This is a genomic window from Solwaraspora sp. WMMA2056 (genome assembly GCF_030345095.1).
Taxonomy (GTDB): domain Bacteria; phylum Actinomycetota; class Actinomycetes; order Mycobacteriales; family Micromonosporaceae; genus Micromonospora_E.
This window is the reverse complement of record NZ_CP128360.1, coordinates 4,851,330-4,877,719: the sequence shown is the minus strand read 5'-3', so window position 1 is coordinate 4,877,719 and position 26,390 is coordinate 4,851,330. Positions and strand designations below refer to the sequence as shown.

Sequence of the window (26,390 nt, the reverse complement as noted above, 5' to 3'; positions counted from 1 at the left end):
CCCACCGGCGCTTCACCAGTCCAGCGGCGCGGCGGCCAGCCGCTGGTCGTACCAGGCGCGGATGGCCCCGACCACCTCGGCTGGCAGCGGCCCGTCGGCGGCGGCGGCGACGCTGCTGTGCAGTTGTGCCACCGACTTGGTGCCGGGGATGACCGTCGACACCGCGTCGTAGCTGAGCAGGAACCGCAGCGCACCGGAGAGCAGACTCACCCCGGCGGGCAGCAGCGCCGCGAACTCCCGTACCAGGCCGGCCCGCACCGCCACGTCCGCGCGTGACCAGCGGTCCCGTACGTCGGTGAACACGCTGTCGGCGGTGTACCGCCCGGACAGCCAGCCGGACTCCAACGGCACCTTGACGATGATGCCGGCGCCCCGGTCGCGGGCCCGGCCCACCGCCGGCCACGGCTCCTGGTAGAGCGCGGACAGCCGGACCTCGAACGCGGTGGAGGCGCTGGTGTCCGCGGCCATGTCCAGGTCCGCGCTCCAGTCGACCGACGCCCCGTACGCCCGGATGTGGCCCTTGTCCTGCAGCCGTTGCAGGACGTCGTAGTGGTCGGATCGGCTGCCGTCGAGGATCTCCGGCGGTGGGTTGTGCAGCACCACGATGTCGACGTGGTCGACGTTCATCCGGTGGGCGCTGCGGGCCACCGAGGCCTCGATCTCGCTGGCCGACCAGTTCTCGCTGCCGTCGGGCAGGTAGCCGACCTTGGTGCAGATGATCGCCTCGTCGCGGCGTCGGCCGGTCAGCGCCCGGCCGATGTTGAGCTCGCTGGCCCCGTCGGCATAACCCGGTGCGGTGTCGATGAAGGTGACCCCGGCATCGAGCGCAGCGTGCACGATCCGCACCGCCTCGGCCTCGTCGGGGCCGTCCGGCCAGTGTGTCGAGCGGCCCAGCTGCCAGGCCCCGAGGCCGATCGCGCTGACCTGCATCCCGGTGGTGCCGAATGGTCTGATGTGCACGGTCGTGTCCCTTCGCGGATCACGGTTGACTGCCCGACAGGGTATCGACGGTCGCCGGTCGAGGCGGCCCCGTCGGCTGGCGCAGCCGCCAGCCGGCGACGCCGATCCCGGCCACGCCCAGCAGTACGTAGAGGTTGCTGTAGACCAGCCCGAGGCCGGTGAAGTGCAGGTCCCAGCCGCCCGGGGCGGCCAGCACCCAGCTGGTGCTGGCGACCAGCACGACCCAGACGCCGACGGTGGTGGCCGTCGCCGTCCGGTGCCGGTGCCGCCAGGCGTGCCCGCCGAGCAGCAGCAGCGCCGGCACCCACCACACCCAGTGGTGGTGCCAGGAGACCGGGGAGACCAGCAGGCCGGTCGCGGCGCAGACCAGGACGGCGGTCAGCACGTCGCCCCGGCGGTGCTGACCGACGGCGACTGCCAATCCGGCCACGGCGGCCACGGCGGCCAGCACCCACCAGACGAACCCCGGCGTCGGGTCGTCCGCCACCCGGGTCACCGCACCGGCCAGCGACTGGTTGAGCACGGTACGGGGGTCACCGGTGACCCGGTCGGTGTCCAGCAGACCGCCGGAGAAGAACCACGCCGAGTCGGCCGGGCGCCAGGCGAACCCGACCGCGACGGTCGCGGCGAAGCCGCCGAGCGCGGTGGCCGCGGCCCGCCACCGGCCGGTCAGCACCAGCAGCCCGATGAAGACCAACGGGGTGAGCTTGATCCCGGCGGCGATGCCCACACCGAGCCCGTGCCACCGGCGGTGCCGGCCGCCGACCAGATCCGCCAGCACCAGCCACATCAGGATCAGCCCGACCTGCCCGACCTGCAGGTGCCCGGCGACCGCGAAGACCGGCAGCGCGGCGACCAGCGCGCCGATCGTCGTGGCCGGCCGGTGCCGGTCCGGCGTACCGACCTGGTGCAGCACCAGGCCGATCACCGCGACCAGCGCCACGACGCTGACCACGGTCCAGGTGGCGACGGCGACCGGCATGCTCAGCACCGCCAGCGGCTGCATCAGCAGCGCGGCGAAGGGTGGATAGGTGAAACCCAGGGCGATGCCGTCGGGGGTGAGGTGGCTGGCCTGGTACAGGTTGCCGTCACCGGTGGCGGCGGCCACCGCTCCGGCCCGGTAGGCACCGAGGTCGCCCCAGAACCGTCCGGTGACCTGGTGCACCACCGCCGCCGCCGCGCCAGCCAGGCCGGTCGCGATCGCCACGGCGTACAGCCAGGTCCTGACCAACGGCCGGTCCGGCGTCGTACCGGCCACCGGTGCGGTCACGGCTGCCTGCTGTGCGCCGGGTCGTCGGCACCCAGCACCAGCACGACACCGTCACCGGTGTCGCCGTCGGGCAGTTCGGCGTGGACCGTCAACCCGCACTCCCGCAGCCGGGGCAGCACCGCCGCCACCGCTGCGGTGCCGTCGTACAGCCAGATCAGGACCCGGCCGCCCGGGTCGAGCATCCCGGCCGCGCGGCGCAGCACGGCGATCGCCTCCTGCGGGGTGAGGTAGTACATCACCTCGCGCAGCAGGATCGCGTCGTACCTGGCGGTGCTCTGGTAGGTGACCAGGTCGGCGACCTCGAACGAGGTGTTCGGCCGACGCAGCGACCTGGCCCGGCGGATCGCCGTACGACTGATGTCCACCCCGTGGTAGTGCCGGTACCCGTCGGCCGGCAGCGCCAGATTGACCGTCGTACCGCAGCCCAGGTCCAGGATCCGGGGCCGGTCGGTGACCCGCTGGGCGAGCGCCAACGGCACCGGGTCGCGGCCCCGGTCGAGGTAGCGCCACAGCCCGAGGGCGTACTGCAGGTCCCAGGCGATGGCGTTGAGCCGGGGGTACGGGCGGACCAGCACGGTCAACGGCCAGTTCAGCAGCCGTCCGGCCAGTCGGAAGATCGGGTGTGCCATCTCATGCCTCCTGGTCGGTGGTGGTGGGTCGGCCGGGCACCGGCGCGAACCGCAGTCCGCGTCGCAGCAGCCGGGGCAGTACGGTGTCGAGCGCGGCCACGGTCTGCGACCGGTCGCCGCCGCCGTCGTGGCAGAGCAGGATGTGCCCGGGGCGGGCCCGGGACAGGGTCCGGGTGATGCGGTCGACGCCGGGTTCCCTCCAGTCGCTGGAGTTGACGCTCCAGTCGACCGGGACCAGCCCGGCGTCGGCGGTCGCCGCGAGCACCTCGGTGGACCAGCCGCCGCTGGGGGCGCGGAACAGTTCGGCCCGTACCCCGGTAGCGTCGAGGATCCGCTGCTGCGCCTGGGTGATCTCGGCGCGCAGCGCGGCCGTCGGCAGCGCCGCGAACGGCATCGGATGCCGCAACGAGTGGTTGCCGATCCGGTGCCCGGCGGCCGCGATCCGCCGGGCCAGCTCCGGATACGCGGTGGCCCGCTCACCGATCAGGAAGAACGTCGCCGGCACGTCGTAGCGGGCCAGCAGGTCGAGCAGCGCCGGGGTCCAGCGGGGATCGGGACCGTCGTCGACGGTGAGCGCGACCGTGTCGGCGTCGATCCGGAACACCGGCCAGGTCGGCCCGGGGTGCGCCGGGCGGATGCGTAGCCGGTGGTAGGTCCGTACCCCGAGGAACATCGCCTCCCAGGCCCGCCCCCGCGCCCGCGCCAGGCGTCCGTCGGTGGACCTACCTCCGATCAGTGGGCTCCCGCCGGGGCGTTCCTCGTCGCGTCCCCGCCCGCCGGCCGGCGGGGTCGGCCCGGTCACCGGCCCGGCCTCGGGCGCAGCTGCCGGCTCGGGCCGAAGTCGCGGTCGAGCAGGAACCGTACGCCGCCGACCGCGGCGCCGCCGACGATCGCCAGATGCACCAGCAGGTGCAGGGCGAGGAAGAAGCCGACGAACGCAGTGCCGCGCTGGCGCCGGACGAACCGGACCAGGCCGGGGTCGGCGGCGGCGAACCAGACCAGCGCCGCGCCCGGCAGCACCAGCAGCGTCGGGGTCAGCGCCGCCAGGGGCAGGGTGGCCAGCATCGCGGCGGTGGCCAGCACCCCGGCCGGTCGGTTGGCGCGCAGCCCGGCCGGCCCGCGTTCGCGCACCGCCACCGGCACCAGCAGTTGCGAGCGGCCGAACTGCTTGCGCAGCAGCGATCCCAGCCGGCTGTCGTCGTCGTGGTGGCAGGTCATCTCGGCGGACAGCCAGATGCCGTGCCGGTCGGCCATCCGGTCGCTGAGTTCGACGTCCTCGGAGGCCCGCAACCGTTCGTCGAAGAGTCCGACGTCGTCGAAGACGTCGCGGCGCACCGCGCAGAGTGCGAAGATCGCGGTCCGGACCCGGCCGACGCTGCGTAGCCGCCAGTAGTGCGCGTGCAGCAGGCGGTACGCCTCGACCGGGCCGTCGTCGTACAGCGGCTCGGTCAGGTAGATCCCGTGTACGCAGTCGATACCCGGTGTCCGAGCGAGGATGTCCAGCGCGGTGGTGAGCGCGGTGGGGGTCGGGGCGCAGTCGGCGTCCACGAACAGGATCACCGCGCCGGTGCTGGCCCGGATGCCCCGGTTGCGGGCGGCGGCCGGGCCGCTGTTGACCGGTGTGTGCAACAGCCGTACCGGGAACTGGCGGGCGATCTCCCGGGTGCGGTCGGTACTCGCGTCGTCGACCACGATCACCTCGGTCGGCGGATGCGTCTGGGCGTACACCGCGGACAGGCAGGCGTGCAGGGTGCGTTCGTTGTTGTAGGCAGGAATGACGACCGATACGTGCGTAGGCACGGACACCACCTTGTCGGAGTGCGGGGACCGGGGAAGTTCACCCCGCCGTCGTGACTGGGCGAAAGGCTATCCGTGGCAGCGTCCCTGGTCAATTGGTCCCTGTGGTCGTCCAATCGTGATCCAGCATCAATTCAGTGGCGCTCCAGTCGCCATTCAGTGCGGTCCGGAAAAATCCATGCCGACTCCTGGTGGACGCCCGACGCCGACACCGGTTTCAGGAGAATTCCACCTGCTCTGGAGAAAGGGCCGATGCGTGGTGGCTCTGTTCAGCGTCGATGACTGCGACGAGCTTCCGGTCAAGCGAGTGCACGACCTCTACCGTCAGTACGTCAACCGCAGCCAGGTCGGGCTGATGACGTCCTTCGGCTTCGGCCGCGAGCTGGTCGACCACGCCGAGGGCGCCTACCTTTACCTGCGCGACGGCCGGCGCATCCTCGACTTCACCGGCGGCGTCGGCGTGCTCAACCACGGACACAACCACCCCCGGGTGATGGCCGTGCGGCGCCGATTCGCCGAGCGACGCCGCATGGAGGTGCACAAGACCTACTTCTCGCCGTACGTCGCCGGCCTGGCGCACAACCTGGCCGAGGTGCTTCCCGGCGACCTGAACATGTCGTTCCTGCCGAACTCCGGGGCGGAGGCGGTCGAAGGCGCGGTCAAGCTCGCCTACAAGTACCACGGGGGGCGACGCCATACGATCCTGCGCGCCGACATCAGTTTCCACGGAAAACTGCTCGGTTCGGGTAGTTTGACTGGCGGCGCGCAGAACCACTTCAAATTTCCCGGCATTTCCGGGGTCGTCACGTTTCAGTACGATGACCTGGAATCGGTACGGGCCGCCGTCGCCGCCCATCCTGACGACGTGTACGCGATCCTGATCGAGCCGTTCAGTGCCTCGACGATGCGCTGGTGCAGCGAGGAGTTCCTGCGCGGGCTGCGGGAACTGTGCACCGCGCACCGCATAGTGCTCATCTTCGACGAGATCTACACCGGGTGGGGCAAGACCGGCAGTCTGTTCTATTTCATGCGGTACCCGGGTCTGCTGCCGGACGTACTGACCACCTCCAAGTCCTTCGGTGGCGGCAAGTCGTCGATCTCGGCGTACGTCGCGCGGGAGCCGATCTTCCGCAAGGCATACGACAATCCGATGGACGCGTTGCTGCACTCGACGTCGACCACCTACTACGGCTTCGGTGAGGAATGCGCCACCGCCATCGAGGCGGTCAACGTCGCCATCGACGACGACTATCCGGCGCGGGCACGACACATCGAACAGCAGCTGGCCGCCGGGCTGCGCCGCATCGCCAAGCAGCACCCCGACTCGGTAGCCGACGTGACCGGCGCGGGAGCGCTGTGGGGGGTGTTCATCGACGGCGGACCGAAGGTACTGGACCTGGCGGCGAAGCTCGCCCCGGCCGGACTGGCCCGCGACCCCCGGCTGCGGACCAAGGTGGTGACCTGCGCGGTGATCAACGCGCTGTACCGCGACCACGACATCTACACCTACTACACCCTCAACGGGGCCAGCCCGTTGGTGGTCGGCCCGCCACTGGTCGTCTCCGACGACGACGTCGAGTACTTCCTCGACAGCCTCGACACCGTGCTCGGCCAGGGCCTCACCCGGCTGCTCACCCGGTTCGTGGCGCAGAAGGTGGGCTCGCTGTGGTGATCGCGGTGACCGGCGCCGCCGGGATGCTCGGCGCATCGGTGGTGGCCCGACTCGTCGCCGACGGTGCCGAGGTCGTCGGGGTCGACCTGCGTGAGCCGGCACCCGGCGGTCCGACCGGCGGGTACCGGCACCTGGTCGGTGACGTGCGGGATCCGGCAGTGCTGCGGGTCGCCTTCGACTGCGTCGACGCGGTCGTGCACTGCGCCGCCGCGCTGCCGAGCTACCCGGCGGCGCAGATCCGCTCCATCGTGGTCGACGGCTCGCGCGCGGTGCTCGACGCCGCCCGTACGGCCGGTGTCGCCCGACTGGTCTACATCTCCTCGACCGCCGTCTACGGACTGCCCCGCCAGGTGCCCACGCCGGAGGAACACCCGTACGCGCCGGTGGATCCGTACAGCACCGCCAAGGCCGACGCCGAACGGCTGGCGATCGGCTACCGCGACACCGGTCTGGTGCTGCCGGTGCTGCGGCCCAAGACGTTCCTGGGGCCCGGCCGGATGGGGCTGTTCTCGATGCTGTTCCAGTGGGCCCAGGAAGGGCGCAACTTCCCGGTGCTCGGTGACGGCCGGGTGCGGATCCAGATGCTGCACGTCGCCGACCTGGTCGAGGCCGTCGTCACCGTGCTGCGGGCACCGGCCGCCGTCGCCAACGACACGTACAACATCGGGGCCGCCGAGTTCGGCACCCTGCGCGAGGACTTCCAGGCGGTGCTCGACGCGGCCGGGCACGGCAAACGGGTCGTGGCGCTGCCGGCCGGCCCGGCCCGCGCCGCGCTCGGCCTGCTGCAGCGCACCGGGCTTTCCCCGGTGTACGGGCGGCTGCTGCACAAACTGCGCGACGACTCGTACGTCGACATCGGTCGCGCCCGGCACCGACTCGGCTTCACCCCCCGGTACAGCAACCAGGACGCGGTGCTGGAGACGTTCCGCTGGTGGCAGGCGCAGCGTGCCACCGCCGTCAGCCCTGCCGCCAGCGGCCGGACCAGCCGGGATCCGTGGCGCCAGGGCGTCCTCGCCGCCGCCAAGGTCTTCTTCTGACAGGAGGTGCGCGATGACCGCTGTGGAGGTGGCAGCCGAGCCGATGCCGGCACCCGGGTCGGTGGCGGGCGACCCCGCCGGCCCGACGGCCGACGTCCGGCCCGGCTGGATCGCCCGGTCGGTACGCGCCGGCACGGACCTGACCACGTTGCTGCGCCCGCAGCAGTGGACGAAGAACCTGCTGGCGGTGCCCCTGGCGCTGCTCGACGCGCCGGCGTGGACCGCGGCGACGGTGGGCCGGGTCGGGTGGGCGGTGCTGCTGTTCACCCTGGCGTCGTCGCTGGTGTACGTCGTCAACGACGTCGCCGACCGGCACTTGGACCGGGGGCACCCGGGCAAACGGTCCCGCCCGGTGGCCAGTGGCCGGATCTCGCCGACGTTGGCCTGGACGATCGCTGCGGTGCTGACCGGGCTGCTCGGCACGGCCGTCGTCGTCGGACCCGACATCGCCTGGTGGCCGCTGGCCGGCTACCTGGTGCTGAACCTGGCGTACAGCCGGTGGCTCAAACACGTACCGCTGATCGACATCAGCGTCGTCGCCGCCGGATTCGTGCTGCGCGTCCTGCTCGGCTACGCCGCGACCGGCGGCCCGGTGTCCGCCTGGCTGCTGACCACGGTCTTCGCCACCTGCCTGCTGCTGATCCTCGGCAAACGTCGGCAGGAACTCGCCGTCGACGGTGCCGCGCACCGCCCGGCGCTGCGCGGCTACAACCTCGGCCTGGCCGACCAGTTGATCACCGTGAACGCGACCGTGGCGGTCCTCGGGTTCCTGCTCTACCTCAACTCCGAGGCGCCGGTCGGCGCACACCGCGACGCCCTGCTGCTGGCGGCCGTTCCGTTGACCCTGTTCGGGGTCTCCCGGTACCTGCAGGCCGTGCTGGTCCGCCGAGGCGGCGGCGACCCGGTCCGGACCCTGCTGCGCGACCGGCTGATCCTGACCACCGCCGCCCTGCTGGCGGTGGTGGTTGGCGCGGCCCTGTTCGCCGTCAACTACCCGTCGTCCTGACCCCAGCGCCACCCGAACCCACCACAGTGCAACCTCGTGACCAGTGAAAGCGGTGTGTGTGTCCATGTCTGAACCGCTCGTGTCGGTCATCGTGCCGAACTACAACTACGCCCGGGCGCTCGGGCTGTGCCTGTCCGCCCTTCGAGCCCAGACGTACCCTCGCCTGGAGATCATCGTCGTCGACGACTGCAGCACCGACGACTCGGTCGCGGTGGCCGAGTCGTACGGCGTCCAGGTGGTGCGCACCCCGGCCAACGGCGGGCCGTCGGTGGCCCGCAACCTCGGGGCCGCCCACGCCACCGGCGAGATCCTGTTCTTCGTCGACTCCGACGTCGCGGCCAAGCCGGACGCCGTGGCCAACGCGGTGGCCCTGCTCACCGAGCGGCCGCAGATCGGCGCGGTCTGCGGCAACTACGACCCGGTGCCGCTGATCCGCGACAGCCTGGTCGAGGAGTACCGCTGTATGCAGCAGTCCTACTGGCTGATCGCCGACGAGGGCCGGATCTACACCATGTACACCGCGTTGCTGGCGATGCGGGCCGAGGTGTTCGCCGAGATCGGCCCGTTCAACCCCCGGCTGCGGGAGACCGAGAACGCCGACTACGGCTTCCGGCTGGCCAGCCGGTACGAGATCTGGCTGACCCCGGCGGTGCGGGGGGTCCACGACCACGACCACGAACTGCGGGTGATGATCCGCAAGGTCTTCACCCGCACCAGGTTGCACATTCCGATGTACGCCCAGAATCCGACCTTCCCCGGCGGGCTGCGCAGTGGGCCCCGGGCCTGGAGCAGCGTCGCCGCGCTGCTGGTGGTGCTGACCGCCGTCGCGCCGCTGGTGTTCGGTCCCTGGTGGAGTGTGCTGCCGGTACTCGCCGCCGCCGGCTTCGTCACCTGCGACTGGCCGATGTACCGGTTCGTCGCGGCTCGCCGCAACCCGCTGTTCGTCGCCTACTTTGTCGCCATGCACTTCTTCCTCAACGTGGTCATGGCGGTCGCGGCGGCCACCGGCTTCGCCAGCTACCTGACCTCGCGGGCGTTCCGGCGGCTCTACGACAAGCCGGCGCAGGCGGTGTGACATGACGCTGCCGAAGGTCTCGGTGATCGTGCCGAGCTACAACTACGCCGCCTCCCTGCACGTGTGCCTGCGGGCCATCGCCGCGCAGACCTATCCGCAGATCGAGGTGCTGGTGGTCGACGACCACAGCACCGACGACTCGGTGGCGGTCGCGCGGGCCCTCGGCGTACGGGTGATCGCCCTGCCGGACAACGGCGGCTGCGGCCGGGCCCGCAACGTCGGCGTGGCGAACACCAGCGGCGAGATCCTGTTCTTCGTCGATGCCGACGTGGCGATGGCACCCGACGCCGTCGCCGAGGCGGTGGCGCTGCTCGAGGCCGAACCGCAGGTCGGGGCGGTCTGCGGGATCGAGGACCCGGAGCCGTTGCTGCACGACACGTTGGTGGCCCGCTACCGGGGTCTGCAGTACCACCACTGGTCGGCCAGCGGAGAAGGCAACGTGACGTTCCTGTTTCCGGCGATGTGCGCGATCCGTCGTCGCGTCTACGCGGAGATCGGTCCGTTCAACCCGGCGCTCAAGCAGACCGAGGAGGTCGACTACGGCTACCGGCTGTCCCGTCGGCACCAGTTGCGGCTGACCTCCCGGGTCCGCGGCCGGCACGACCACGACCACGAGCTGCTGCCGCTGCTGCGCAAGCTGTTCCACCGGGCCCGGCTACGGATCCCGCTGTACGCGCGGGCTCGCCGGTTCGCCACCGGCTTCGAGACGGCCGCCCGAGCCTGGGGCAGCCTGATCGCGACCGCCGCCCTGCCGGCGTTGGCGCTGCCGGTGCTGTTCGGGCCGTGGTGGCTGCTCGTCCCGGCCGCGCTGGTCGCCGCGTCGGTCGCCGCCGACCGCGAACTTTATGCGCTGGCCTACCGCCGGCGCGGCCCGGTGTTCCTGATGTTCTTCGTAGCGGTGCACTTCCTGGTGAACGTGACCATCACCGCCGGGGTGGCGGCCGGTGCCCTGCAGTGGCTGGTGTCGCGACCGTTCCGGCAGATCTACGACAGCACCTTTCCGGTGGAGGCGACCGCGTGACCGCGTCACCGCAGATCGCGCCGGCCCCGGTGGAGGCCGTCGCCGCCGCACCGGGGCCGGGGCCCTGGGGGCGGTGGTGGCGGCGCTGGCTGGGCCGGCTGTTCCTGACCGGCTCGGCGGTGTGGCTGCTGTACGTGCTGGCCCACCGGGCACTCAGCGGGCGGGTGTGGTGGTGGCTGCTGGCCGAGCTGACCCCGCCGCTGCTGTTCGTCGCCGTACCGTTGACGTTCGCGGCGGCGGCCGCCGGGTGCCGGCGGACCCGGCGGCCCGCGGCGCTGTTGTGCGCGGCGGCCCTGATCCTCGGGGCCGGGCTGTCCGGGATCAACCTGCCGGGTCCGCTGCGTGGCGAGCAGCCGGTGCCGGCGGAGGCGGTACGGGTGGTGTCCTGGAACACCGGCTACTGGCATTCCGGTGAGCAGCCGGCGGACTTCTACCGGCTGCTGCGCGATCAGCGGGCCGACGTGTACCTGCTGCAGGAGTACATCGCCGAGGTCGACGGGGCGATCGTGCCGATCGACGACCTGGACCGGCTGGCCCGCGAGCTGCCCGGCTACCACGTCGCGGTCGTCGGCGAACTGGTCACCGTGTCGCGGTTCCCGATCGTCGAGCAGGTGCCGTTGGAGGCCGCCGGGCTGCCCCCGGCACCGGACGACTTCGTGGACTTCTGGCACTACCAGGTGCTCCGGACCGACCTGCAGGTCGGCGACCGGGTGCTCTCGACGTACAACGCGCATCTGCCGGTGCCGCTGTGGGTGGGCGGACCGAGCGTGTTCAGCCGGCAGTTCCACGACACGGTACGCCAACAGCGGCAGCGCCGCCTCGCACAGTGGCGGGTGCTCGCCGCCGATGTGGCGGCCAACCCGTACCCGGTGCTGCTGGCCGGTGACCTCAACACGACGCCGGCGATGGGGGACACCCGCCGGCTGCCCTCGGGGTTGCGTGACGCGGTGTCGGCCAGCAGGTCCTTCTACCCGGGCTCGTGGCCGACCGAGCAGCCGTCGGCGTGGCGGCTGGACTGGGCACTGGTCTCGGATCCGCTGACCGTGCACCGGTACGAGTTCGGCGACGCGCGGGGAATGTCGGACCACCTGCCTCAGACGATGTGGGTGTCGTGGTGACCGGGGTGCCGAGGGTGTCGGTGATCATTCCGACGTACAACAAGGCCAAGACGTTGGCCGAATGCGTACGGTCGGTGTACCGGCAGACCTGCCAGCCGGTGGAGGTGGTCGTGGTCGACGACGCCAGCACCGACGGGTCCCGGGAGATCGCCGCCGGCCTGCCGTGCCAACTGGTCTGCCTGCCTGCCAACCGGGGCGTCTCGGCGGCCCGCAACGCCGGTGCCGCCCTCGCCACCGGTGAGGTGCTCTTCTTCCTCGACTCCGACATCGCGCTCGCGCCGGACGCGATCGGCAACGCGCTGCGGGTGCTGGCCGCGCACCCCGAGTGCGGTGTGGTGCAGGGCATCTACGCCGCCGAGCCGTTCGCCGCCGACGGCCCGGTGGAGGTGTACAAGACACTGTTCGAGCACTACTGGCGGCGTCGGCGCGCGGGCGTCGCGGACTCGACCCTGTTCGCACTCACCGCGATCCGTCGCGAGGCGTTCGACGCGGTCGGTGGATTCGACGAGCGCCTGCGCGACTCCGAGGACGTCGAGTTCGGCACCCGGCTGCCGCAGCGTTACCAGATCAGGATGAGCGCGCAGGTGATCGGCCGCCACGACGACGTCGACCGACTGGGGCCGTTTCTCGCCGAGCACGTCCGGCGCGCCGTCAGCTACGGCGCGCTGCTCGCCGGCACCCTGGTCGGCGCCCGGCGGCGGTCGCCGCACCGACCGCACACGTCGGGCCTGTCCGACGGTACGGACCGACCGGGGCGCGGCTTCGACGTCGCCGCGGCCGTGGCCATGTTCTGCTGTACGGCGGCGTTGGTCACCCTCCCGTTGGCGCTGTTCGACAAGTGGCTACTGGTGCTACCGGCGTTGTTCGGCGCGGCCTTCCTCGTCGTCGACCGTGGACTGCTGCGCTTCGTGTGGCGACGCAAGGGCAACCGCTTCCTGGTGTACTTCGTCGGCATGCACTTCGTCATGCACACCACCCAGTTGGCCGGCATGGCCGCCGGGTTCGCTGCTGCGGCGCTGCGGAGCAGATGGCGCGCACCGGCCAGCTCGCGGCGGGCCGACCGGTGAGCGGCGGGATGCCACCGGCGGTCGGCGGGATGCGCCCGGCGGGCCGCTGGAGTCGCTGGTGGCGGCTACTGAACCGGGCCTTCGTGGTGCTCTTCGTGGTGCTGCTCGTCGTCGGCGTGGTGACCGTGCTGCGTACCCAGGACTGGACCCCGGTCGTCGAACTGGCCGCTTCGCTGGATCCGGTGACCGGCTACCTGGCGGTGGCGGCCGCGATCGGGATCAACTGTCTCGGCCTGGCCCTCGGCGTGCTGTCCTGGCGCGCGGTCTTCGTCGATCTCGGTGCCCAGGTGCCCACCTGGACCGCACTGCGGATCTTCTTCGTCGGGTTCCTGGTGAAGTTCGTGCCGGGCCGGTTCGTCGCGGTGCCGGTGCTGCTGCGGCTGGGTAGGCAGGTCGACGTCGGTCCGGTCCGGCTGGCGTCGGTGTTCGCGGTCAGCTGGAGCATCGTGGCGCTCACCGGGCTGACCATCGGCATCGCCGCCGGCCCGGCGGTCGTCGGTGGCGGGGTGTGGTGGCTGCTGCTGGCCGCCCTGCCGGTGGTGGTCCTGCTGATCCGCCCGCAGTTGCTCGACCGGACCGTACGGTTCGCCGCGAGGCTGCTGCGGCGGCCGGAGCCGCAGTTCGGTGCCACCCCGGGTGGCGTCCGCCGCGCGATCGTCGCGCAGGCGCTGTCCTGGTGGGTCTCCGGACATCACCTGTGGGTGCTGGCCGTGGTGGCCGGGGCGCCGCCCGGCCGTTCCTACCTCGTGTGTGTGGCCGGGTTCGGGTTGGCGACGGTCACCGGGCTGCTGGTGATGATCGCCCCGGACGGCATCGGGGTGCGGGAGGCGGTGCTCGTCGTGGGACTGGCCACGGTGATGCCACTGCCCCTGGCCGGCACCGTCGTGTTGGCCAGCCGGGTGGTGTCGGTGCTCAGCGACGTCGCGGTCGGTGCCGGCGGACTGGCGCTCGCCGAGTATCTGCACCGACGTCGACAGCGGGGTGTCGGTGCGCTGGTCAGCGACCCGGTGCCGGCGCGCTGACGCCGACCTCGTCGCGGTGGCGGCCCACCGCCGCCAGATGCGCGCGGATCTGCTCGGCCTCCGGGGCACCGATGGCGCTGAAGTGCGACAGCGCGTGGCACCAGTGGTCCCACACCTCGTCCGGGGTGCGTTCCGGCCCGGCTGCCGGCGCCCGGTCGGTGTCGACCAGCCGCTGCCCGGCCCGGGCCAGCCCGGCGTGGGCCCGGGCCTGCTGCGTCCGGTCACCGATCTGGGCGGCGATCGACAACGCCTGCCGGTAGTGCTCGCGGGCGGCTGCCGGGTCCCCGACCTCCATCAGCGCGTCCGCCAGACCGACCAGCGCCGAGGCCTGACCCACCGGCTGCCTGGTGTCACGGTAGATCTGCAATGCCCGACCGTGGTGGTCGGCGGCGTCCCGGAACCGCCCGAGCCGGGCGTGGAGTTGGCCGAAGGAGTCCAGCGCGAACGCCATCCCGACCCGGTGGCCGATCCGTCGGCACAGGACGATGGCCCGGTCGAGGTGTTCGCTGGCCTCGGCGTAGCGGCCCTGCAGGACATGAATCCAGCCGAGGTTGCCCAGCGCCATCGCCTCGCCGTGGGTCTCCCCGGTGGCCCGCAGCAGCGTGAGCGCCTCCTGCAGGTGTTCCCGGGCCTGGTCGTACTGGCCCTGCTGGCCGTGGAAGACACCGAGATTGCCCAGCGCCCGTGCCTCACCGGCGCGTTCGCCGGTCTGCCGGTACAGCACCAGGGCGCGTTGCAGATGGTCGACGACCAGCTTCCGGTGCCCCTGCATGCCGTAGACGACCGCGATGTTCGTCATCATGTGGGCCTGTGAGTCGCGGTCGCCGATCGCCGCCGCGGCGAGCAGACCGTGCTGGTGCGCGGTCACCGCGTCCGGGTAGTGCCCGGCGCCTTCCAGGTAGCGGAAGACGGTGAGCACGAGCCGACGGGCATGCTCGGGCCAGCCGTGCCCGGCGGCGTGCGCCATGATGGCGACCAGGTTCGCCCGTTCCTGCTCCAGCCAGGACCGGGCGTTCGCGGGGTCGGCCAGTGGCCGGGCGGCCGCCAACGGGCCGGTGACCGCCGGTCGGCGGTGGCGCTCGGCCGGATACAGCAGGTCCATCGCTGTCGCCGCGGTGTGCAGGTAGTGGTCGAACAGCGCGGTCATCGACCGGTGCCGGTCGACCGGCGCGTCCTGCGCCTCGGCGAGGTCCACCGCGTAGGCACGGAGCAGGTCGTGCATGCCGTACCGGTGCTGGGGACCACGTTCGAGCAGGTGGGCGCGGGCGAGCAGGTCCAGCAGCCGGCGGGCGTCGGCCACTGTCGTACCGATGACCGCAGCGGCGGCGTACGGCTCCAGTCCCGGACCGGGATGCAGGCCCAGCAGCCGGAACGCGCGGGCGGCGTCCGTCGGCAGATGCAGGTAGGACCAGGAGAAGACGGCCCGCACACCGGTACGCAGGTCGCCGCCGGCATCGAGCAGGTCCAGCCGGCGGTGCTGGTCGGCCAGTTCCCGTACCAGTTCCACCAGTGGCGCGCCCGGGCGGGTGGCGGCCATCTCCGCCGCCACCCGTAACGCCAGCGGGAGTCTGGCGCACTGCGCGGCGAGCACGGCGGCGGCGGTGTGTTCGGCGGTCACCCGGGCACCGATCAGCCGGTGGATCAGGGCGACGGCCTCGTCCAACGGCAGCGGGTCGAGGTCGATGCGCCGGGCCCCGTGCCGGGCCACCAGACCGGCGAGGGAGTCCCGGCTGGTGACCAGGACGAAGCATGACGGCGAGCCGGGTAGCAGCGGCCGGACCTGCTCGGCGGAGGCGGCGTTGTCCAGCACCACCAGCAGTCTGCGGCCGTCGACCAGGCTCCGGTAGCAGGCCGCTCGTTCGTCGAGATCAAGCGGCAGGTCGGGCCCGGTGACACCGAGCGCCCGCAGGAAACCGGCGAGCGCGTGACCGGGGGAGACCGGCTGGCCGGCGTCGTAACCCTGCAGGTCGACGTAGAGCTGGCCGTCGGGGAACCGGTGCCGGACGCGGTGCGCCCAGCGGATGGCCAGCGCCGTCTTACCGACGCCGGCGGTCCCCGAGGTCGCGACGAGCGTCACGCCCGGCACGGTGCCACCGCCCGGGTCGGTGGCGTCGAGCAGACTGTCCAGCCGGGCCAGTTCGGTGCCCCGGCCGGTGAAGTCCGGGATGTCGGCGGGCAGCTGGGCCGGTGCGGCAGGGGCCGTACGGGTGTCCCGTTGGTCGGACCGCTGTGCGCCGGTCGGGGCCGGCCCCGCGGCGGCAGTGTTCGGATCTTCGTCGTGCAGCAGCGTGGTGTGCGCCGCCGACAACTCGGGTCCGGGATCGACACCGAGTTCGTCGGTGAGGCGGTGCCTGACCTGATGATAGGTGTGGAAGGCGCGGGCACGTTGGCCGGCGGCCTGGTAGGCACGGATGAGCCGGGCCTGGGCCGCCTCGTCCAGTGGCTGGGCGGCGGCGGCCTCCTCCAGCGCCGGTACCGCCTCGGCGGCCCGCCCCGAAGCGATCATGACTTCGCCGTAGCGGGCGAGCGCGGCGTGCCGTTCCTCCACGAGGGCGACCACCCTGGGATGGGTGGTGAGGTCCGGGATGTCCGCCATCGGTGGGCCGTGCCACAGGGCGAGCGCCTCCTCGAGCTCGTCGGCGGCGCGGCGCAGGTCGCCGGCGCGCTGCCGGCCGGTGGCGGCGATCAGCAGGTCGCGAAAGCGCAGGGCGTCCACGGCGGAGTCCGGCAGCTGCAGGGCGTAGCCGTCCCCGACCTGTCGCAGCACCTGGCTGGGCGCACGCGGGGGACGGTCCGGCTCGAGTCGACGGCGCAGGTGCTTGACGTGGGTCTGGATGACGTTGCGCGCACTCGGCGGCGGACTACGGTCGGGCCACACGACCGCGGAGATCTCGGCGGTGCGCACCGGCTGGCCACAGGCCAGCGCGAGCAGGCCGAGCACGGCCCGCTGCGCGGCCGGTCCGAGATCCAGCTGTTCACCGTCGCGCCAGGCGCGCACCTGGCCGAGGATCTGGATACGCAACGTCGTCACCCTCGCCGGTCGTGCTGGTGCCGCCGCTCAGGACGGGGTGGCCGTATTCGGCGGTCGGTTCGCCTCACGCTAAATCAGCATCGGCGGCTGTGCAATCCTCCGCTGTGAATGATCAGAGTGAATTCCTTCATTGGTGGCCACCTGATGTCCCTCATGGACGAATTGGCGCCGGAGGTTGCGCTGATTGGTGGTGGTGCCCATGCGCGGCCGTGGACTGCCGGGACATTGGTAATAGGACGGTTTGTTGACACCTGTCGACTCCGGGCAGCCTGCCGCCGACGTCCGTGACGGCAAAAAACGGCGTTCGTACGGGTGAAGTGGAGGTGGGTAGGCGCGCGACAATTGTCGCCGGAGGTCGACATGGTCGTGGGCATCCGCATTTGTGCGACGCGTCTCCCGCGTCGCACCCGGACGCCCACGACCGTACGTCGGTCACTCCTCGCCGAAGTCCTCGTCGCCGCCGCCGTCGTCGCCGAAGCTGTCGAACACCTCGCCGGCGACCATCCCGCCGGCGAAGCCGAGCGCGGCACCGCCGACCGCCCCCGCGACCATGCCGCCCATGCCGGACCCGCCCCGATGGGCCGGCGGGTACCCGCCGTGCATCGGCTGGCCGTACCCGCCGCCGCCGAGGAACGACTGCCGCTGGGAAAGTGCCTGTCGGACCCAGCCGTCCACCTGCGCCGTCCAGTCCACGGTGTCGGCGTCGGCGTGGCTGACCCGGTAACGGCCGTACGAGTCGTGGCCCGGGGTGAACAGCCCGCCGCGCTTGTCGAACTCCAACACGACGTCCACGCCGTACTCGCTGGCGACGAAGGTCAGCTCGACCTCCCGGATGCCGCCGGCGTACTGCGGTGCGGCGAAGTACTCGATCTCCTGGTAGAACGGCAGGGTCTGCGGTACGCCGTGCAGCCGGCCGTACTCCAGATCGGCGCCCTTGAAGCCGAAACCGAGCCGGGCGAAGGCCTCCAGGATGCGCTCCTGCACCGGTAGCGGGTGCACGTGCACCGCGTCGAGGTCGCCCCGGTCGATCGCGCCCGGGATCGCCACCTCGGTGCGCAGCCCCATGGTCATCCCGTGCAGCCGCTGGCCGTACACGTCCGTTACCGGGGTCTCCCACGGTACGGCGAACTGGAAGGGCAACGAGACCTGCTGGCCCTCCCGTAGGGAGAATCCGCCACCCACCGCGACCCGGTGGAACTCGGCCGTCGCGTTGTGGTCCTCGCCGCCGGCCTCCACCTCCACCCGGGTGACCAGGCTGACGGTGATCTGGTCGAGCTGGGTCTCGTGGCTGCCGCCGACCAGGTTGACCTGGCCGCTGAGGACCAGGCCGGGGCGGATGTTGGGGTTGGGCAGCACCGTGTCGACGCTGGGGGCGCCGATGCCCAGGGCGCCCAACATCTTCTTGAAGACCACGTACGTTCCTCTCGTTCGGTGATGTCGTATCCGTTGTGCGGGATCGGGTGCCGGAGGCAAGGCGTCCATAATGGACGTGGATCAGACGATATCAGCGGTTTCTGAACGACTCCTGTGAGCTCGCCGGGGCGCTATACGGTGATCTGCCGGGTTTTGTGCAGCTCATGGTAGAGAATGCTCCCTGTGACTGACGCGGTGCTCGCGGCGAGCTGGCCGATCTCCTGGTCGGTCGTGGCGTTCGTCGCCGCCGGCGGACTCACTGTGGTGGGCAGTGTCCGACTGGTGGCCCTCGGCGACGCACTCGCCGACCGCACCGGCTGGGGCGAGGCGCTGTTCGGGGCGATCTTCTTCGGCCTGGCGACCTCGCTGTCGGGCATCGTGATGACCGCGGTGACGGCCGCCGGCGCCGCGCCGCAACTGGCGTACAGCAACGCCGTCGGCGGCATCGCCGCGCAGACCACCGCGGTCGCGGTCGCCGACCTGTTCTACCGCCGGGTCAACCTCGAACACGCGAGCGCCTCGCTGTCCAACGTGCTCTTCGGCTGCCTGCTGCTGGCGCTGCTGGCGCTCGCCCTGCTCGGCACCTACACCCCTGACGCGACGGTGGCCGGCGTCCACCCGGTCTCGGTGGTGATGGTGGGCTGTTACGTCGGCGGCGTCATGATCGTGCACTCCACCGACGTTACGCCGTACTGGCAAGCGGTCGACACCGTCGACACCCGCCAGGACCTGCCGCAGAGCCACGGACCGCTCGACAGTCCACCGTTGCCGGCACTGTGGGTCCGCTTCGTCGCGGTCGGCCTGATCGTCGCGGCCGGCGGTTGGGTCATCGCCCTGGCCGGGGAGAGCCTGGTGGCCGCGACCGGGCTGCGTGCGGGCTTCGTCGGCGGGGTGCTGATGGGCCTGATCAACGCGTTGCCGGAGGCCATCACGGCGATCGCCGCGGTCCGCCGGGGCGCGGTCACCCTGGCCGTCGCGGCGGTCCTGGGCGGCAACTGCCTCGACGCGCTCAACCTGGTCGTCGGCGACCTCTTCTACCGCGACGGTTCGCTCTACCACCAGGCGGGCACCGACGAACTGTTCCTCACCACCTCGGCGATGCTGATGACGACGCTGCTCCTCGGTGGCCTGCTGGTACGCCAGGTGCGGGGTTGGGGTCGGCTGGGCTTCGAAGGCACCCTGCTGCTCGTCGGCTATCTCGCGGTGGTCGCGGTGCTGGCCTTCTGAGTGCATCCGGCGGGCAGGTACGGCCTCAGCCCTCGGCCCTGAGGTCGATGACCGCGGTGACGACCGCCCCCGGGGCCGGGACGGCCCGCTCGATCAGCAGGGCGACGCACAGCTGCCGGCAGATCCACACGCCCCGGCCGCCGGTGCGCTCCTGGTCCGGCGGCAAGCTGCCCACCTGCGGGTCGTCGATCCCCGGACCGGTGTCGCTCACCTGGCAGAACAGGCTGTCCTGCGCGCGCCACAGCCGCAGCCGGCCGCCCCCACCGCCGTGGCGGATCGCGTTGGTGGCGAGTTCGCCGGCGACGATCAGCAGGTGTTCGGTCTGCTCGGCGGACAACTCCAGCCGGGGGGCGTGCGCGCTGAGCGTCGCCCGCAGCCCGTACAGCCCGTCACCGTCGAACTGGTGCTCGAGGCGGCCGTCGGTCGCCGCCACGCCCTCGGGACGGCCGCCGGTGCCCGTCGGCTGCGGATCCGGGCTACTCATGGCGTCTCTGTACCCGTAGCTGGGCCACGTCATCCGCGCCGACCAGGGACAGTACCGTGCCGACCAGCCGACGACAGGAGATGGTCATCCGCCGGGACCGGGGCAGTGCCCGGGCCGCCGCGACGACGATCCCGGCGCAGGCGCCGTCGATGTAGTCGAGGGCGGTCAGGTTGAGGTGCATCCGCCGGTCGATGCGCACGGATTCGGCCAACGCCAGCTCCAGGACGTCCTTGTGCCGGTAGTCGAGCTCACCGGCGATCCGCACCCCGGGCGGGCTGTACTGCCGACAGATCCGCAGCAGTGGATGCTCGAGGTAGACCTGGGCGGCCACCGTCCGGGGGTGCGCCCGCGCGGCGAAGGCGAGCGTGACCGCGTCGAACCGGCCCCGGTCGTACTGGCAGATCAGACAGAGCTGGCCGTGGGCCAACAGTTCGCCGACCCGGGTCTCGAACTCGAGCAGCTGTTCGGCGGCGGCGAACGGTCGGGTCGCCCAGCACATGTCCGCGGTGACCCGCAGGCCGGGGTAGCCCTCCCGGGTGGCGACGTGCATCTCGTGGGCCAGCGCGTCGACCATGCCGGCGGCGTCGGCCGGTACGTCACCGAGCAGCGATCCGGTGGCCGGGGCGATGCGCAGTTGACCTCGGCGCAACGCCGAGCCGGGGCGTACCGAACGGCCGTGCAGCTCACCGGTGAGCTCGTCCGGGCTCACCGAGTCGGTCCAGCAGACGACCTTCTGCCCGGCGCGCAGGCCGCCCCGCACGAAGGCTGCGACCAGGTCCAACCGCTCCTCCTGGTCGGAGAAGGTCAGACAGGCGTGGTCACCGGCACCGAGTGCGCCAACTGCAGCCGTGTCCGCCATCGTCGGTCCGCCTGTTCGTCATCGGAGGGATGGCTGCCACCTTAAGCGGTGGGTCCGACCACGCCCGGACATGCCCCCTCGCCTGGGCGTCGTGCGTCTGGTGCGCCCTCCCTGCCGATCTGGTCCAGCCAGGCATTGAACGCTCCGGCGGTCCGGTCCGTACCACCGGGCGGCAACGGAACCGGTGGCGACGTGGTGGAGCAGACGTGGCGAGCAGAAGAGTCCGTACCGGCGGTCGGCACACGCGGCGCGGCGGGACGTCGCGGCGGTCCCTGCTCGGTCTGGGCGTCCTCGGCACGCTCGCGGCCGGTGCCGCCGGCTACGGCTGGTACGAGGCGGGCCGGTTGCCGGCCTCGGCCAACGGCAGCCGGGTGGCGGCCCGCTTCGGCGACGCGCCGGCACCGACGGCGCCACCGCGCCCGGACCCGGTCGCTCAGCAACGGGAGCGTGCGGTCCGCGCCGCGCAGCAGGTCCGCCGGTACGCCGCCGACCTGCCTGGGCAGCTCAGTGTCGCGGTCGTCGACCAGGGTACGGGGACCGGGTTCCGGATCGGCGACGGCCTGCGGTTCCAGACGGCGAGCATCGTCAAGGTGGACATCCTGGCGGCGTTGCTGCTCCAGCAGGGTCGGCTCACCGGCGCGCAGCGGCGGACCGCCACCCGGATGATCACGGTCAGCGACAACGCGGCGGCCAGTGACATGTTCGCCCAGGTGGGTGGAGTGTCCGGGTTGAACCGCGCCAACGCCGCGCTGGGGATGACCGAGACCCGGCCGACGCCGTCGTGGGGGACGACGACCACCACCGCCGCCGACCAGATCCGGCTGATGCGGGCCCTGGCCGGCGACGATGGACCGCTGGGCTCGACCGAACGCGAGCTGGTGCTGGAGTTGATGGGTGACGTCGTAGCGGAGCAGCGGTGGGGGGTGTCGGCCGGGGCGTCGTCGGCGGGTTCGCGGGTCTGGGTGAAGAACGGCTGGGTCACCGTCGACGAGCACGACGGCCGGTGGCTGGTGAACAGCATCGGGCGGATCGCCGAGGGCGACCGGGACTGGCTGGTGGCGATCCTGTCCGACCGCCACGACACCTTCGACGCCGGTGTCGCGGTGGTGGAGCAGGTGGCCCGGACCGCGTTCGACGCCTGGCGCGACTAGCCGAACACCCGTTCGCAGGCCTGCCGGAGGCTGACCTGCGCGGCCGAGATCGCCAGGTTGCCCTCGATGGGGTCCTGGTCGGCGGCCTGTGCCGTGGCCTGTTCCAGTTCCTTGCCCAGCGCGGCGATGGTGTCGTCGGTCGAGGTCTGTGCCTGCCGAGCGATCGCCCGGTTGATGTCGTGACCGAGTTCGGCCGCGCTGAGCTCGCGCAGGTCCTGGCAGGCCTGCCAACCGTCGGTGTCGGCCGGCGGGGTCGGCTGTGCGGTGGTGCCGCTGGTCAGCGGCTGCGGGGTCGCCTGCAACTGTTCCTCGCGGGTCAGCGCACCGACGGCGATGACCCCGACGGCCAGCACGACCGGGGCGAGAACCCACAGCCAGACGGAGCGGCGTCGGGACCGCCGGGGGGACCTGTATCCAGAGTGGCCGGTGGGAGCGGGGCGTGGCTGGCTCACGGTGGTGCCTCTTTGTCTGACTGGGCGAAGGGAGACGAGGGAAGCAGCTTCGTACGGCATAGCGGACATTAGCGTCCGTGACGCCATATATTCACACACGTCACGTTCGTATGCCGCACGATGCCCCATAGTAGGCTTTTCGCTGCGGAAGGCAACCCATCCATCGCCGTAGTGGGTCCGGACGGGTGGGGCGGGCGTAAGCACCCCGAAACGCGGAGCTGGCACACTGGGGCGGTGTATGACGTCGACGTGCTCGTGATCGGTTCCGGCCCCAGCGGACAGAAGGCGGCGATCGCCGCGGCAAAGCTCGACCGGCGGGTCATGGTCGTCGAACGGGCGCACATGCTCGGTGGGGTGTGCATCAACACCGGGACGATCCCGTCCAAGACGCTGCGCGAGGCGGTGCTCTACCTGACCGGACTCAACCAGCGCGAGGTCTACGGCCGCAGTTACCGGGTCAAGGACGACATCACGGTCAGTGACCTGGCGGCCCGTACCCAGCACGTCATCGGCCGGGAGATCGATGTCACCCGCAGCCAGCTGACCCGCAACCGGGTGCGGATCATGACCGGGACGGCCCGCTTCGACGATCCGCACACGGTGGTCGTGACGGACCCGTCGGGGCACGGCAACAAGGTCACCGCGGAGAAGATCGTGATCGCGGCGGGGACCCGACCGGCCCGACCGGCCAGCGTCGACTTCGACGAGCAGACGATCATCGACTCGGACGGCATCATCAACCTCGAACGCGTACCGCAGTCGATGCTGGTGGTCGGTGCCGGTGTCATCGGCATCGAGTACGCCTCGATGTTCGCCGCGCTCGGCTCCGAGGTCACCGTCGTGGAACGCCGCGACCGGATGCTGGAGTTCTGCGACCTGGAGATCGTGGAAGCACTGAAGTACCACCTGCGTGACCTGGCCGTCACCTTCCGCTTCGGCGAGGAGGTGGCGTCGGTGCAGCGCCACGCCAAGGGCGCGGTCGCCGTGCTGGAAAGCGGCAAGCGGATCGCCGCCGACACGGTGATGTACTCGGCCGGACGCCAGGGCGTCGCCGCCGACCTCGACCTGGAACGGGCCGGCCTGTCCGCCGACCCGCGCGGCCGGGTCGAGGTCAACGAGAACTTCCAGACCTCGGCCGGGCACATCTACGCGGTGGGCGACATCATCGGCTTCCCCGCGCTGGCCTCCACCTCGATGGAGCAGGGCCGTCTCGCCGCGCACCACGCCTGCGGCGAGCCGGCGCGCGGCATGCCGCAACTACAGCCGATCGGCATCTACACCATCCCGGAGATGAGCTTCATCGGCGCGACCGAGGACCAGCTCACCGACCAGCGGGTGCCGTTCGAGGTCGGGATGGCCCGCTACCGCGAGCTCGCCCGGGGGCAGATCATCGGTGACTCGTACGGGATGCTCAAGCTGCTGGTCGCCCCGGAGACCCGGCAGTTGCTCGGGGTGCACATCTTCGGCACCGGTGCCACCGAACTCGTCCACATCGGGCAGGCGGTGATGGGTTGCCACGGCACCATCGACTACTTCGTCGACGCGGTGTTCAACTACCCGACCCTCGCCGAGGCGTACAAGGTCGCCGCGCTGGACGCGATGAACAAGATCCGTCACCTGGCCCAACTGCACGACTGAGCCGGGCGTCACCCGCGTCTGTCGGCCCGTGCCGCCGGCCGGCGGGCCACCGACACCGCCGCCAGCACCACGCAGCCGGTCATCGGCACCGCCAACGGGGTCAGCTGCCAGGTGACCAGCACCAGCCCGCCGACGGCGAGCCCGAGCAACGCCGTACCGCCGGGGTCGTGCACCGTGCGGATCGTCGCGGCCCGCAGCGTCACGGCCCAGCGCGCCCCCGGCCGCCACAACTGCGCGGCCCGCAGTGCCAGCGCCGCGAGTGCCACGGCGGCGAGCAGGCAGACGGCCGCGACGAGGCCGCCGCCGGGCAGTCGCCCGGTGCGCGCCACCGCCGCGTCGAACGCCAGCAGCCCGGCGGCGGCCAGCACCGCCAGCGACCACGGCCAACTGCCCGGCAGTGCCGCCCGTACGGTCGCGGCGAAGGCCCGGACGCTGGTGCTGCCGGTGCCGTCGACGTGCGCGCGCAGGTGGGCGCAGCCGGCGGCGAGGGCCGCCAGCAGGGTCACCAGCGGTACGGTCGCGGCCAGCACCAGCACCCCGACCAGCAGGGTCTCGCCGAACAGGGCGAACTGGGCACCACGTCGCTGGCAGTCGGCCCGCGCCGCCGAGGTGTCGTCGCCGGTCACCCTTTCAGCCCCGACGTCGACATCCCGTCCACCAGGAAGCGTTGGAAGAACAGGAAGAATCCGATGACCGGCAGCAGGGCCAGCATCGACATCGCCATCAACGCGCCGTAGTCCGACAGCGTCGTCTGGTCGATGTAGAGCTGCAGGGCCAGCGGCAGCGGGTACTTGTCCGGCGTACTGAGGTAGATCAGCGGGCCGAGGAAGTCGTTCCAGGTCCAGATGAAGGTGAAGATCGCCGTCGTGATCATCGCTGGTCGCGACAGCGGCAGGATGATGTGCCAGAAGGTGCCCCACTGCCCGGCACCGTCGATGCGGGCGGACTCGTCCAGCTCGGGCGGGATGGTGCGGATGAACTGGACCATCAGGAAGACGAAGAACGCCTCCGCCGCGAGGAACTTGCCCAACAGCAGCGGTACGTAGGTGTCGACCAGTCCCAGGTGCTGGAACACCGCGTACTGCGGCACGATGAGCACGTGGAACGGCAGCAGCAGGGTGGAGACCATCAGTACGAACATCGTCGAGCGGCCCCGGAACCGCAGCCGGGCGAAGGCGTACCCGGCGAGGGCTGACGACGCGACGGTGCCGACCACGGCGAGCACCGCCAGCACCGTGGAGTTCCAGAAGAACCGCAGCGTGCTGATGCCGGCCATACCCTCGGCGGCGCGCTGGTAGTTGCCGACCGTCGGGTCGCGGGGCAGCAGTCGAAGGTCGCCGAGGATCGACGCCGACGGGGTGAACGACGCCGAGACCACCCAGCCCACCGGGTAGAGGACCACCGCCAGCAACGCCAGCGCCGCCAGGTGCCAGCCGACGCTGTGCCGCAGTCGTCGGTGACCGGCCCGCCCGCTCATCGTGCGTCTCCCGCGTAGTGGACCCAGCCCCGCGCGGTGCGGAACAGCAGCGTGGTCACCAGGCCGACGCCGAGCAGCAGCATCCAGGCCATCGCCGAGGCGTAGCCCATCCGGAAGTCGGTGAAGCCCCGGTCGTACAGGTAGACCGTGTAGAACAGGGTCGACCCGGCCGGGCTGCCATTGCGTCCGCCGACGATGTACGCCGAGGTGAAGATCTGGAATGAGTTGATCGTCTCCAGCAGGAGGTTGAAGAAGATCACCGGTGAGATTATCGGTACGGTCACCGCCCGGAACCGCCGCCACCGGCCGGCGCCGTCGACCTCGGCGGCCTCGTAGAGTTCCCGGGGCACCTGCTTGAGCCCGGCAAGGAAGATCACCATCGGTGCGCCGAACTGCCAGACGGCCAGCAGCACCAGCATCAGCAGGGAGAAGTCGGGGTTGCCGACCCAGCCACCGGTGGGCAGCCCGACCGCCCCGAGCGCCCGGTCGACGATCGCGTCCTCGCTGAACAGCGCCTTCCAGACGATCGCGATGCTGACGCTGGCACCGATCAGCGACGGTCCGTAGAAGGCCGTCCGGTATCCGCCCTGGCCGCGTCGGGGGGTGTCGAGCAGCATCGCGACCGCGAGCGCCGCCGCGAGTTTGAGCGGTACGGCCAGCAGCACGTACGTCACGGTCACCTGCACCGACTGCAGCCACCGGCTGTCGTCGAAGAGCCGTCGGTAGTTGTCCAGGCCGACCCACTCCGGGGTGGTGAACAGGTTGTAGTCGGTGAACGACAGGTACAGCGAGGCGGCCATCGGGCCGATGGTCAGCAGCGCGATGCCGACGATCCAGGGTGACAGGAACAGGTAGCCGGCGAGCCCGTCGCCGGACCGGCGGCGGCGCGGTGACGGCGCCGCCGGTCGGCGCTCACCCGTCGCGGGCTCACCCGGTGGGGTCCGCCTCGCGCCGACGGTGGACGTGCGCATCGGTCGCCCTCCT

At 71.5% G+C, this 26,390-nt stretch carries 23 protein-coding genes and 2 pseudogenes; 11 read left to right on the top strand and 14 right to left on the bottom strand.

Annotated features, from left to right (window positions below; genetic code table 11):
- Positions 1 to 12 precede the first annotated feature (12 nt).
- The 5 genes from O7608_RS21995 to O7608_RS21975 are packed head-to-tail and all read right to left on the bottom strand — an operon-like array spanning position 13 to position 4,668.
- Positions 13 to 960 carry an aldo/keto reductase gene (locus O7608_RS21995; RefSeq protein WP_289206407.1) on the bottom strand — a complete coding sequence of 316 codons (948 nt, stop codon included), beginning with the start codon at positions 958 to 960 and terminating at the stop codon, positions 13 to 15.
- 19 nt (positions 961 to 979) lie between these two features.
- The gene (locus O7608_RS21990; protein WP_502959137.1) at positions 980 to 2,230 is read right to left on the bottom strand and encodes a glycosyltransferase 87 family protein; all 1,251 of its coding nucleotides are present in this window, start codon (positions 2,228 to 2,230) and stop codon (positions 980 to 982) included.
- Complete coding sequence (locus tag O7608_RS21985; protein ID WP_289206406.1) at positions 2,227 to 2,859, bottom strand: class I SAM-dependent methyltransferase; 633 nt, start codon at positions 2,857 to 2,859, stop codon at positions 2,227 to 2,229. The genes O7608_RS21990 and O7608_RS21985 overlap by 4 nt, the downstream gene beginning before the upstream one ends.
- A gap of 1 nt (position 2,860) precedes the next feature.
- Positions 2,861 to 3,661, bottom strand: coding sequence for a polysaccharide deacetylase family protein (locus O7608_RS21980; RefSeq protein WP_289206405.1), 801 nt, complete (start codon positions 3,659 to 3,661; stop codon positions 2,861 to 2,863).
- Positions 3,658 to 4,668, bottom strand: a complete 1,011-nt coding sequence (locus O7608_RS21975) for a glycosyltransferase family 2 protein (protein ID WP_353850455.1) — start codon at positions 4,666 to 4,668, stop codon at positions 3,658 to 3,660. Before O7608_RS21975 ends, O7608_RS21980 begins: the two co-directional genes overlap by 4 nt.
- A gap of 343 nt (positions 4,669 to 5,011) precedes the next feature.
- On the opposite strand from O7608_RS21975, the gene O7608_RS21970 reads away from it, so the two are divergent.
- The 8 genes from O7608_RS21970 (at position 5,012) to O7608_RS21935 (ending at position 13,674) form a co-directional block, all read left to right on the top strand.
- A complete protein-coding gene (locus O7608_RS21970; protein ID WP_289210980.1) occupies positions 5,012 to 6,328 on the top strand; it encodes an aspartate aminotransferase family protein in 1,317 nt (438 codons plus the stop codon).
- Positions 6,322 to 7,365, top strand: coding sequence for an NAD-dependent epimerase/dehydratase family protein (locus O7608_RS21965; protein ID WP_289206403.1), 1,044 nt, complete (start codon positions 6,322 to 6,324; stop codon positions 7,363 to 7,365). The genes O7608_RS21970 and O7608_RS21965 overlap by 7 nt, the downstream gene beginning before the upstream one ends.
- A gap of 13 nt (positions 7,366 to 7,378) precedes the next feature.
- A complete protein-coding gene (locus O7608_RS21960; RefSeq protein ID WP_289206402.1) occupies positions 7,379 to 8,371 on the top strand; it encodes a UbiA prenyltransferase family protein in 993 nt (330 codons plus the stop codon).
- Positions 8,372 to 8,435: 64 nt separating this feature from the next.
- On the top strand, positions 8,436 to 9,446 hold the full coding sequence (locus O7608_RS21955; protein WP_289206401.1) for a glycosyltransferase family 2 protein: 1,011 nt from the start codon (positions 8,436 to 8,438) through the stop codon (positions 9,444 to 9,446).
- A gap of 1 nt (position 9,447) precedes the next feature.
- Positions 9,448 to 10,467, top strand: a complete 1,020-nt coding sequence (locus O7608_RS21950; RefSeq protein WP_289206400.1) for a glycosyltransferase family 2 protein — start codon at positions 9,448 to 9,450, stop codon at positions 10,465 to 10,467.
- Positions 10,464 to 11,585, top strand: coding sequence for an endonuclease/exonuclease/phosphatase family protein (locus tag O7608_RS21945; protein WP_289206399.1), 1,122 nt, complete (start codon positions 10,464 to 10,466; stop codon positions 11,583 to 11,585). The genes O7608_RS21950 and O7608_RS21945 overlap by 4 nt, the downstream gene beginning before the upstream one ends.
- Positions 11,586 to 11,599: 14 nt before the next feature.
- Entirely contained in the window at positions 11,600 to 12,652 is a 1,053-nt protein-coding gene (locus tag O7608_RS21940) for a glycosyltransferase (protein ID WP_289206398.1), read from the top strand.
- Positions 12,613 to 13,674 (top strand): lysylphosphatidylglycerol synthase domain-containing protein, encoded by a 1,062-nt coding sequence (locus O7608_RS21935; RefSeq protein WP_289206397.1) that lies wholly within the window; start codon positions 12,613 to 12,615, stop codon positions 13,672 to 13,674. Before O7608_RS21940 ends, O7608_RS21935 begins: the two co-directional genes overlap by 40 nt.
- Here O7608_RS21935 and O7608_RS32020 read toward each other — a convergent pair.
- The 3 genes and pseudogenes from O7608_RS32020 to O7608_RS21925 form a co-directional block, all read right to left on the bottom strand.
- Positions 13,649 to 14,350: pseudogene (locus tag O7608_RS32020) on the bottom strand (tetratricopeptide repeat protein); the annotation flags it as partial. The gene O7608_RS21935 and the pseudogene O7608_RS32020 sit on opposite strands and share 26 nt — an antisense overlap.
- 480 nt (positions 14,351 to 14,830) lie before the next feature.
- Positions 14,831 to 16,696 (bottom strand): annotated as a pseudogene (locus O7608_RS32015) (AfsR/SARP family transcriptional regulator); the annotation flags it as partial.
- A 441-nt stretch (positions 16,697 to 17,137) separates the two neighbouring features.
- Positions 17,138 to 18,118: a sporulation protein gene (locus O7608_RS21925; RefSeq protein WP_289206395.1), complete on the bottom strand. Its 981-nt coding sequence runs from the start codon at positions 18,116 to 18,118 to the stop codon at positions 17,138 to 17,140.
- A 183-nt stretch (positions 18,119 to 18,301) separates the two neighbouring features.
- Here O7608_RS21925 and O7608_RS21920 point away from each other — a divergent pair, with 183 nt between their 5' ends.
- A complete protein-coding gene (locus O7608_RS21920; RefSeq protein WP_421356890.1) occupies positions 18,302 to 19,345 on the top strand; it encodes a sodium:calcium antiporter in 1,044 nt (347 codons plus the stop codon).
- Positions 19,346 to 19,370: 25 nt separating this feature from the next.
- Here the strand turns inward: O7608_RS21920 and O7608_RS21915 are convergent, their stop codons facing one another.
- Both O7608_RS21915 and O7608_RS21910 read right to left on the bottom strand, forming a co-directional pair.
- Positions 19,371 to 19,829: an ATP-binding protein gene (locus tag O7608_RS21915; RefSeq protein WP_289206393.1), complete on the bottom strand. Its 459-nt coding sequence runs from the start codon at positions 19,827 to 19,829 to the stop codon at positions 19,371 to 19,373.
- Positions 19,822 to 20,688 carry an MEDS and STAS domain-containing protein gene (locus tag O7608_RS21910; RefSeq protein ID WP_289206392.1) on the bottom strand — a complete coding sequence of 289 codons (867 nt, stop codon included), beginning with the start codon at positions 20,686 to 20,688 and terminating at the stop codon, positions 19,822 to 19,824. Before O7608_RS21910 ends, O7608_RS21915 begins: the two co-directional genes overlap by 8 nt.
- 206 nt (positions 20,689 to 20,894) lie before the next feature.
- Here O7608_RS21910 and O7608_RS21905 point away from each other — a divergent pair, with 206 nt between their 5' ends.
- On the top strand, positions 20,895 to 21,839 hold the full coding sequence (locus tag O7608_RS21905) for a serine hydrolase (protein ID WP_289206391.1): 945 nt from the start codon (positions 20,895 to 20,897) through the stop codon (positions 21,837 to 21,839).
- Here the strand turns inward: O7608_RS21905 and O7608_RS21900 are convergent.
- Positions 21,836 to 22,291, bottom strand: coding sequence for a hypothetical protein (locus O7608_RS21900; RefSeq protein WP_289206390.1), 456 nt, complete (start codon positions 22,289 to 22,291; stop codon positions 21,836 to 21,838). The genes O7608_RS21905 and O7608_RS21900 overlap by 4 nt on opposite strands.
- A 234-nt stretch (positions 22,292 to 22,525) precedes the next feature.
- Between O7608_RS21900 and sthA the strand changes: the two genes are divergently transcribed.
- The gene (gene sthA / locus O7608_RS21895; RefSeq protein ID WP_289206389.1) at positions 22,526 to 23,929 is read left to right on the top strand and encodes a Si-specific NAD(P)(+) transhydrogenase; all 1,404 of its coding nucleotides are present in this window, start codon (positions 22,526 to 22,528) and stop codon (positions 23,927 to 23,929) included.
- Positions 23,930 to 23,937: 8 nt separating this feature from the next.
- Here sthA and O7608_RS21890 read toward each other — a convergent pair whose 3' ends face one another.
- Genes O7608_RS21890 through O7608_RS21880 form a run of 3 tightly spaced genes read right to left on the bottom strand, consistent with a single transcriptional unit; the run spans position 23,938 to position 26,377 of the window.
- Positions 23,938 to 24,555 carry a hypothetical protein gene (locus tag O7608_RS21890; RefSeq protein WP_289206388.1) on the bottom strand — a complete coding sequence of 206 codons (618 nt, stop codon included), beginning with the start codon at positions 24,553 to 24,555 and terminating at the stop codon, positions 23,938 to 23,940.
- Positions 24,552 to 25,406, bottom strand: a complete 855-nt coding sequence (locus tag O7608_RS21885; RefSeq protein ID WP_289206387.1) for a carbohydrate ABC transporter permease — start codon at positions 25,404 to 25,406, stop codon at positions 24,552 to 24,554. The genes O7608_RS21890 and O7608_RS21885 overlap by 4 nt, the downstream gene beginning before the upstream one ends.
- Positions 25,403 to 26,377: a carbohydrate ABC transporter permease gene (locus O7608_RS21880; protein WP_289206386.1), complete on the bottom strand. Its 975-nt coding sequence runs from the start codon at positions 26,375 to 26,377 to the stop codon at positions 25,403 to 25,405. Before O7608_RS21880 ends, O7608_RS21885 begins: the two co-directional genes overlap by 4 nt.
- Positions 26,378 to 26,390: the final 13 nt, after the last annotated feature.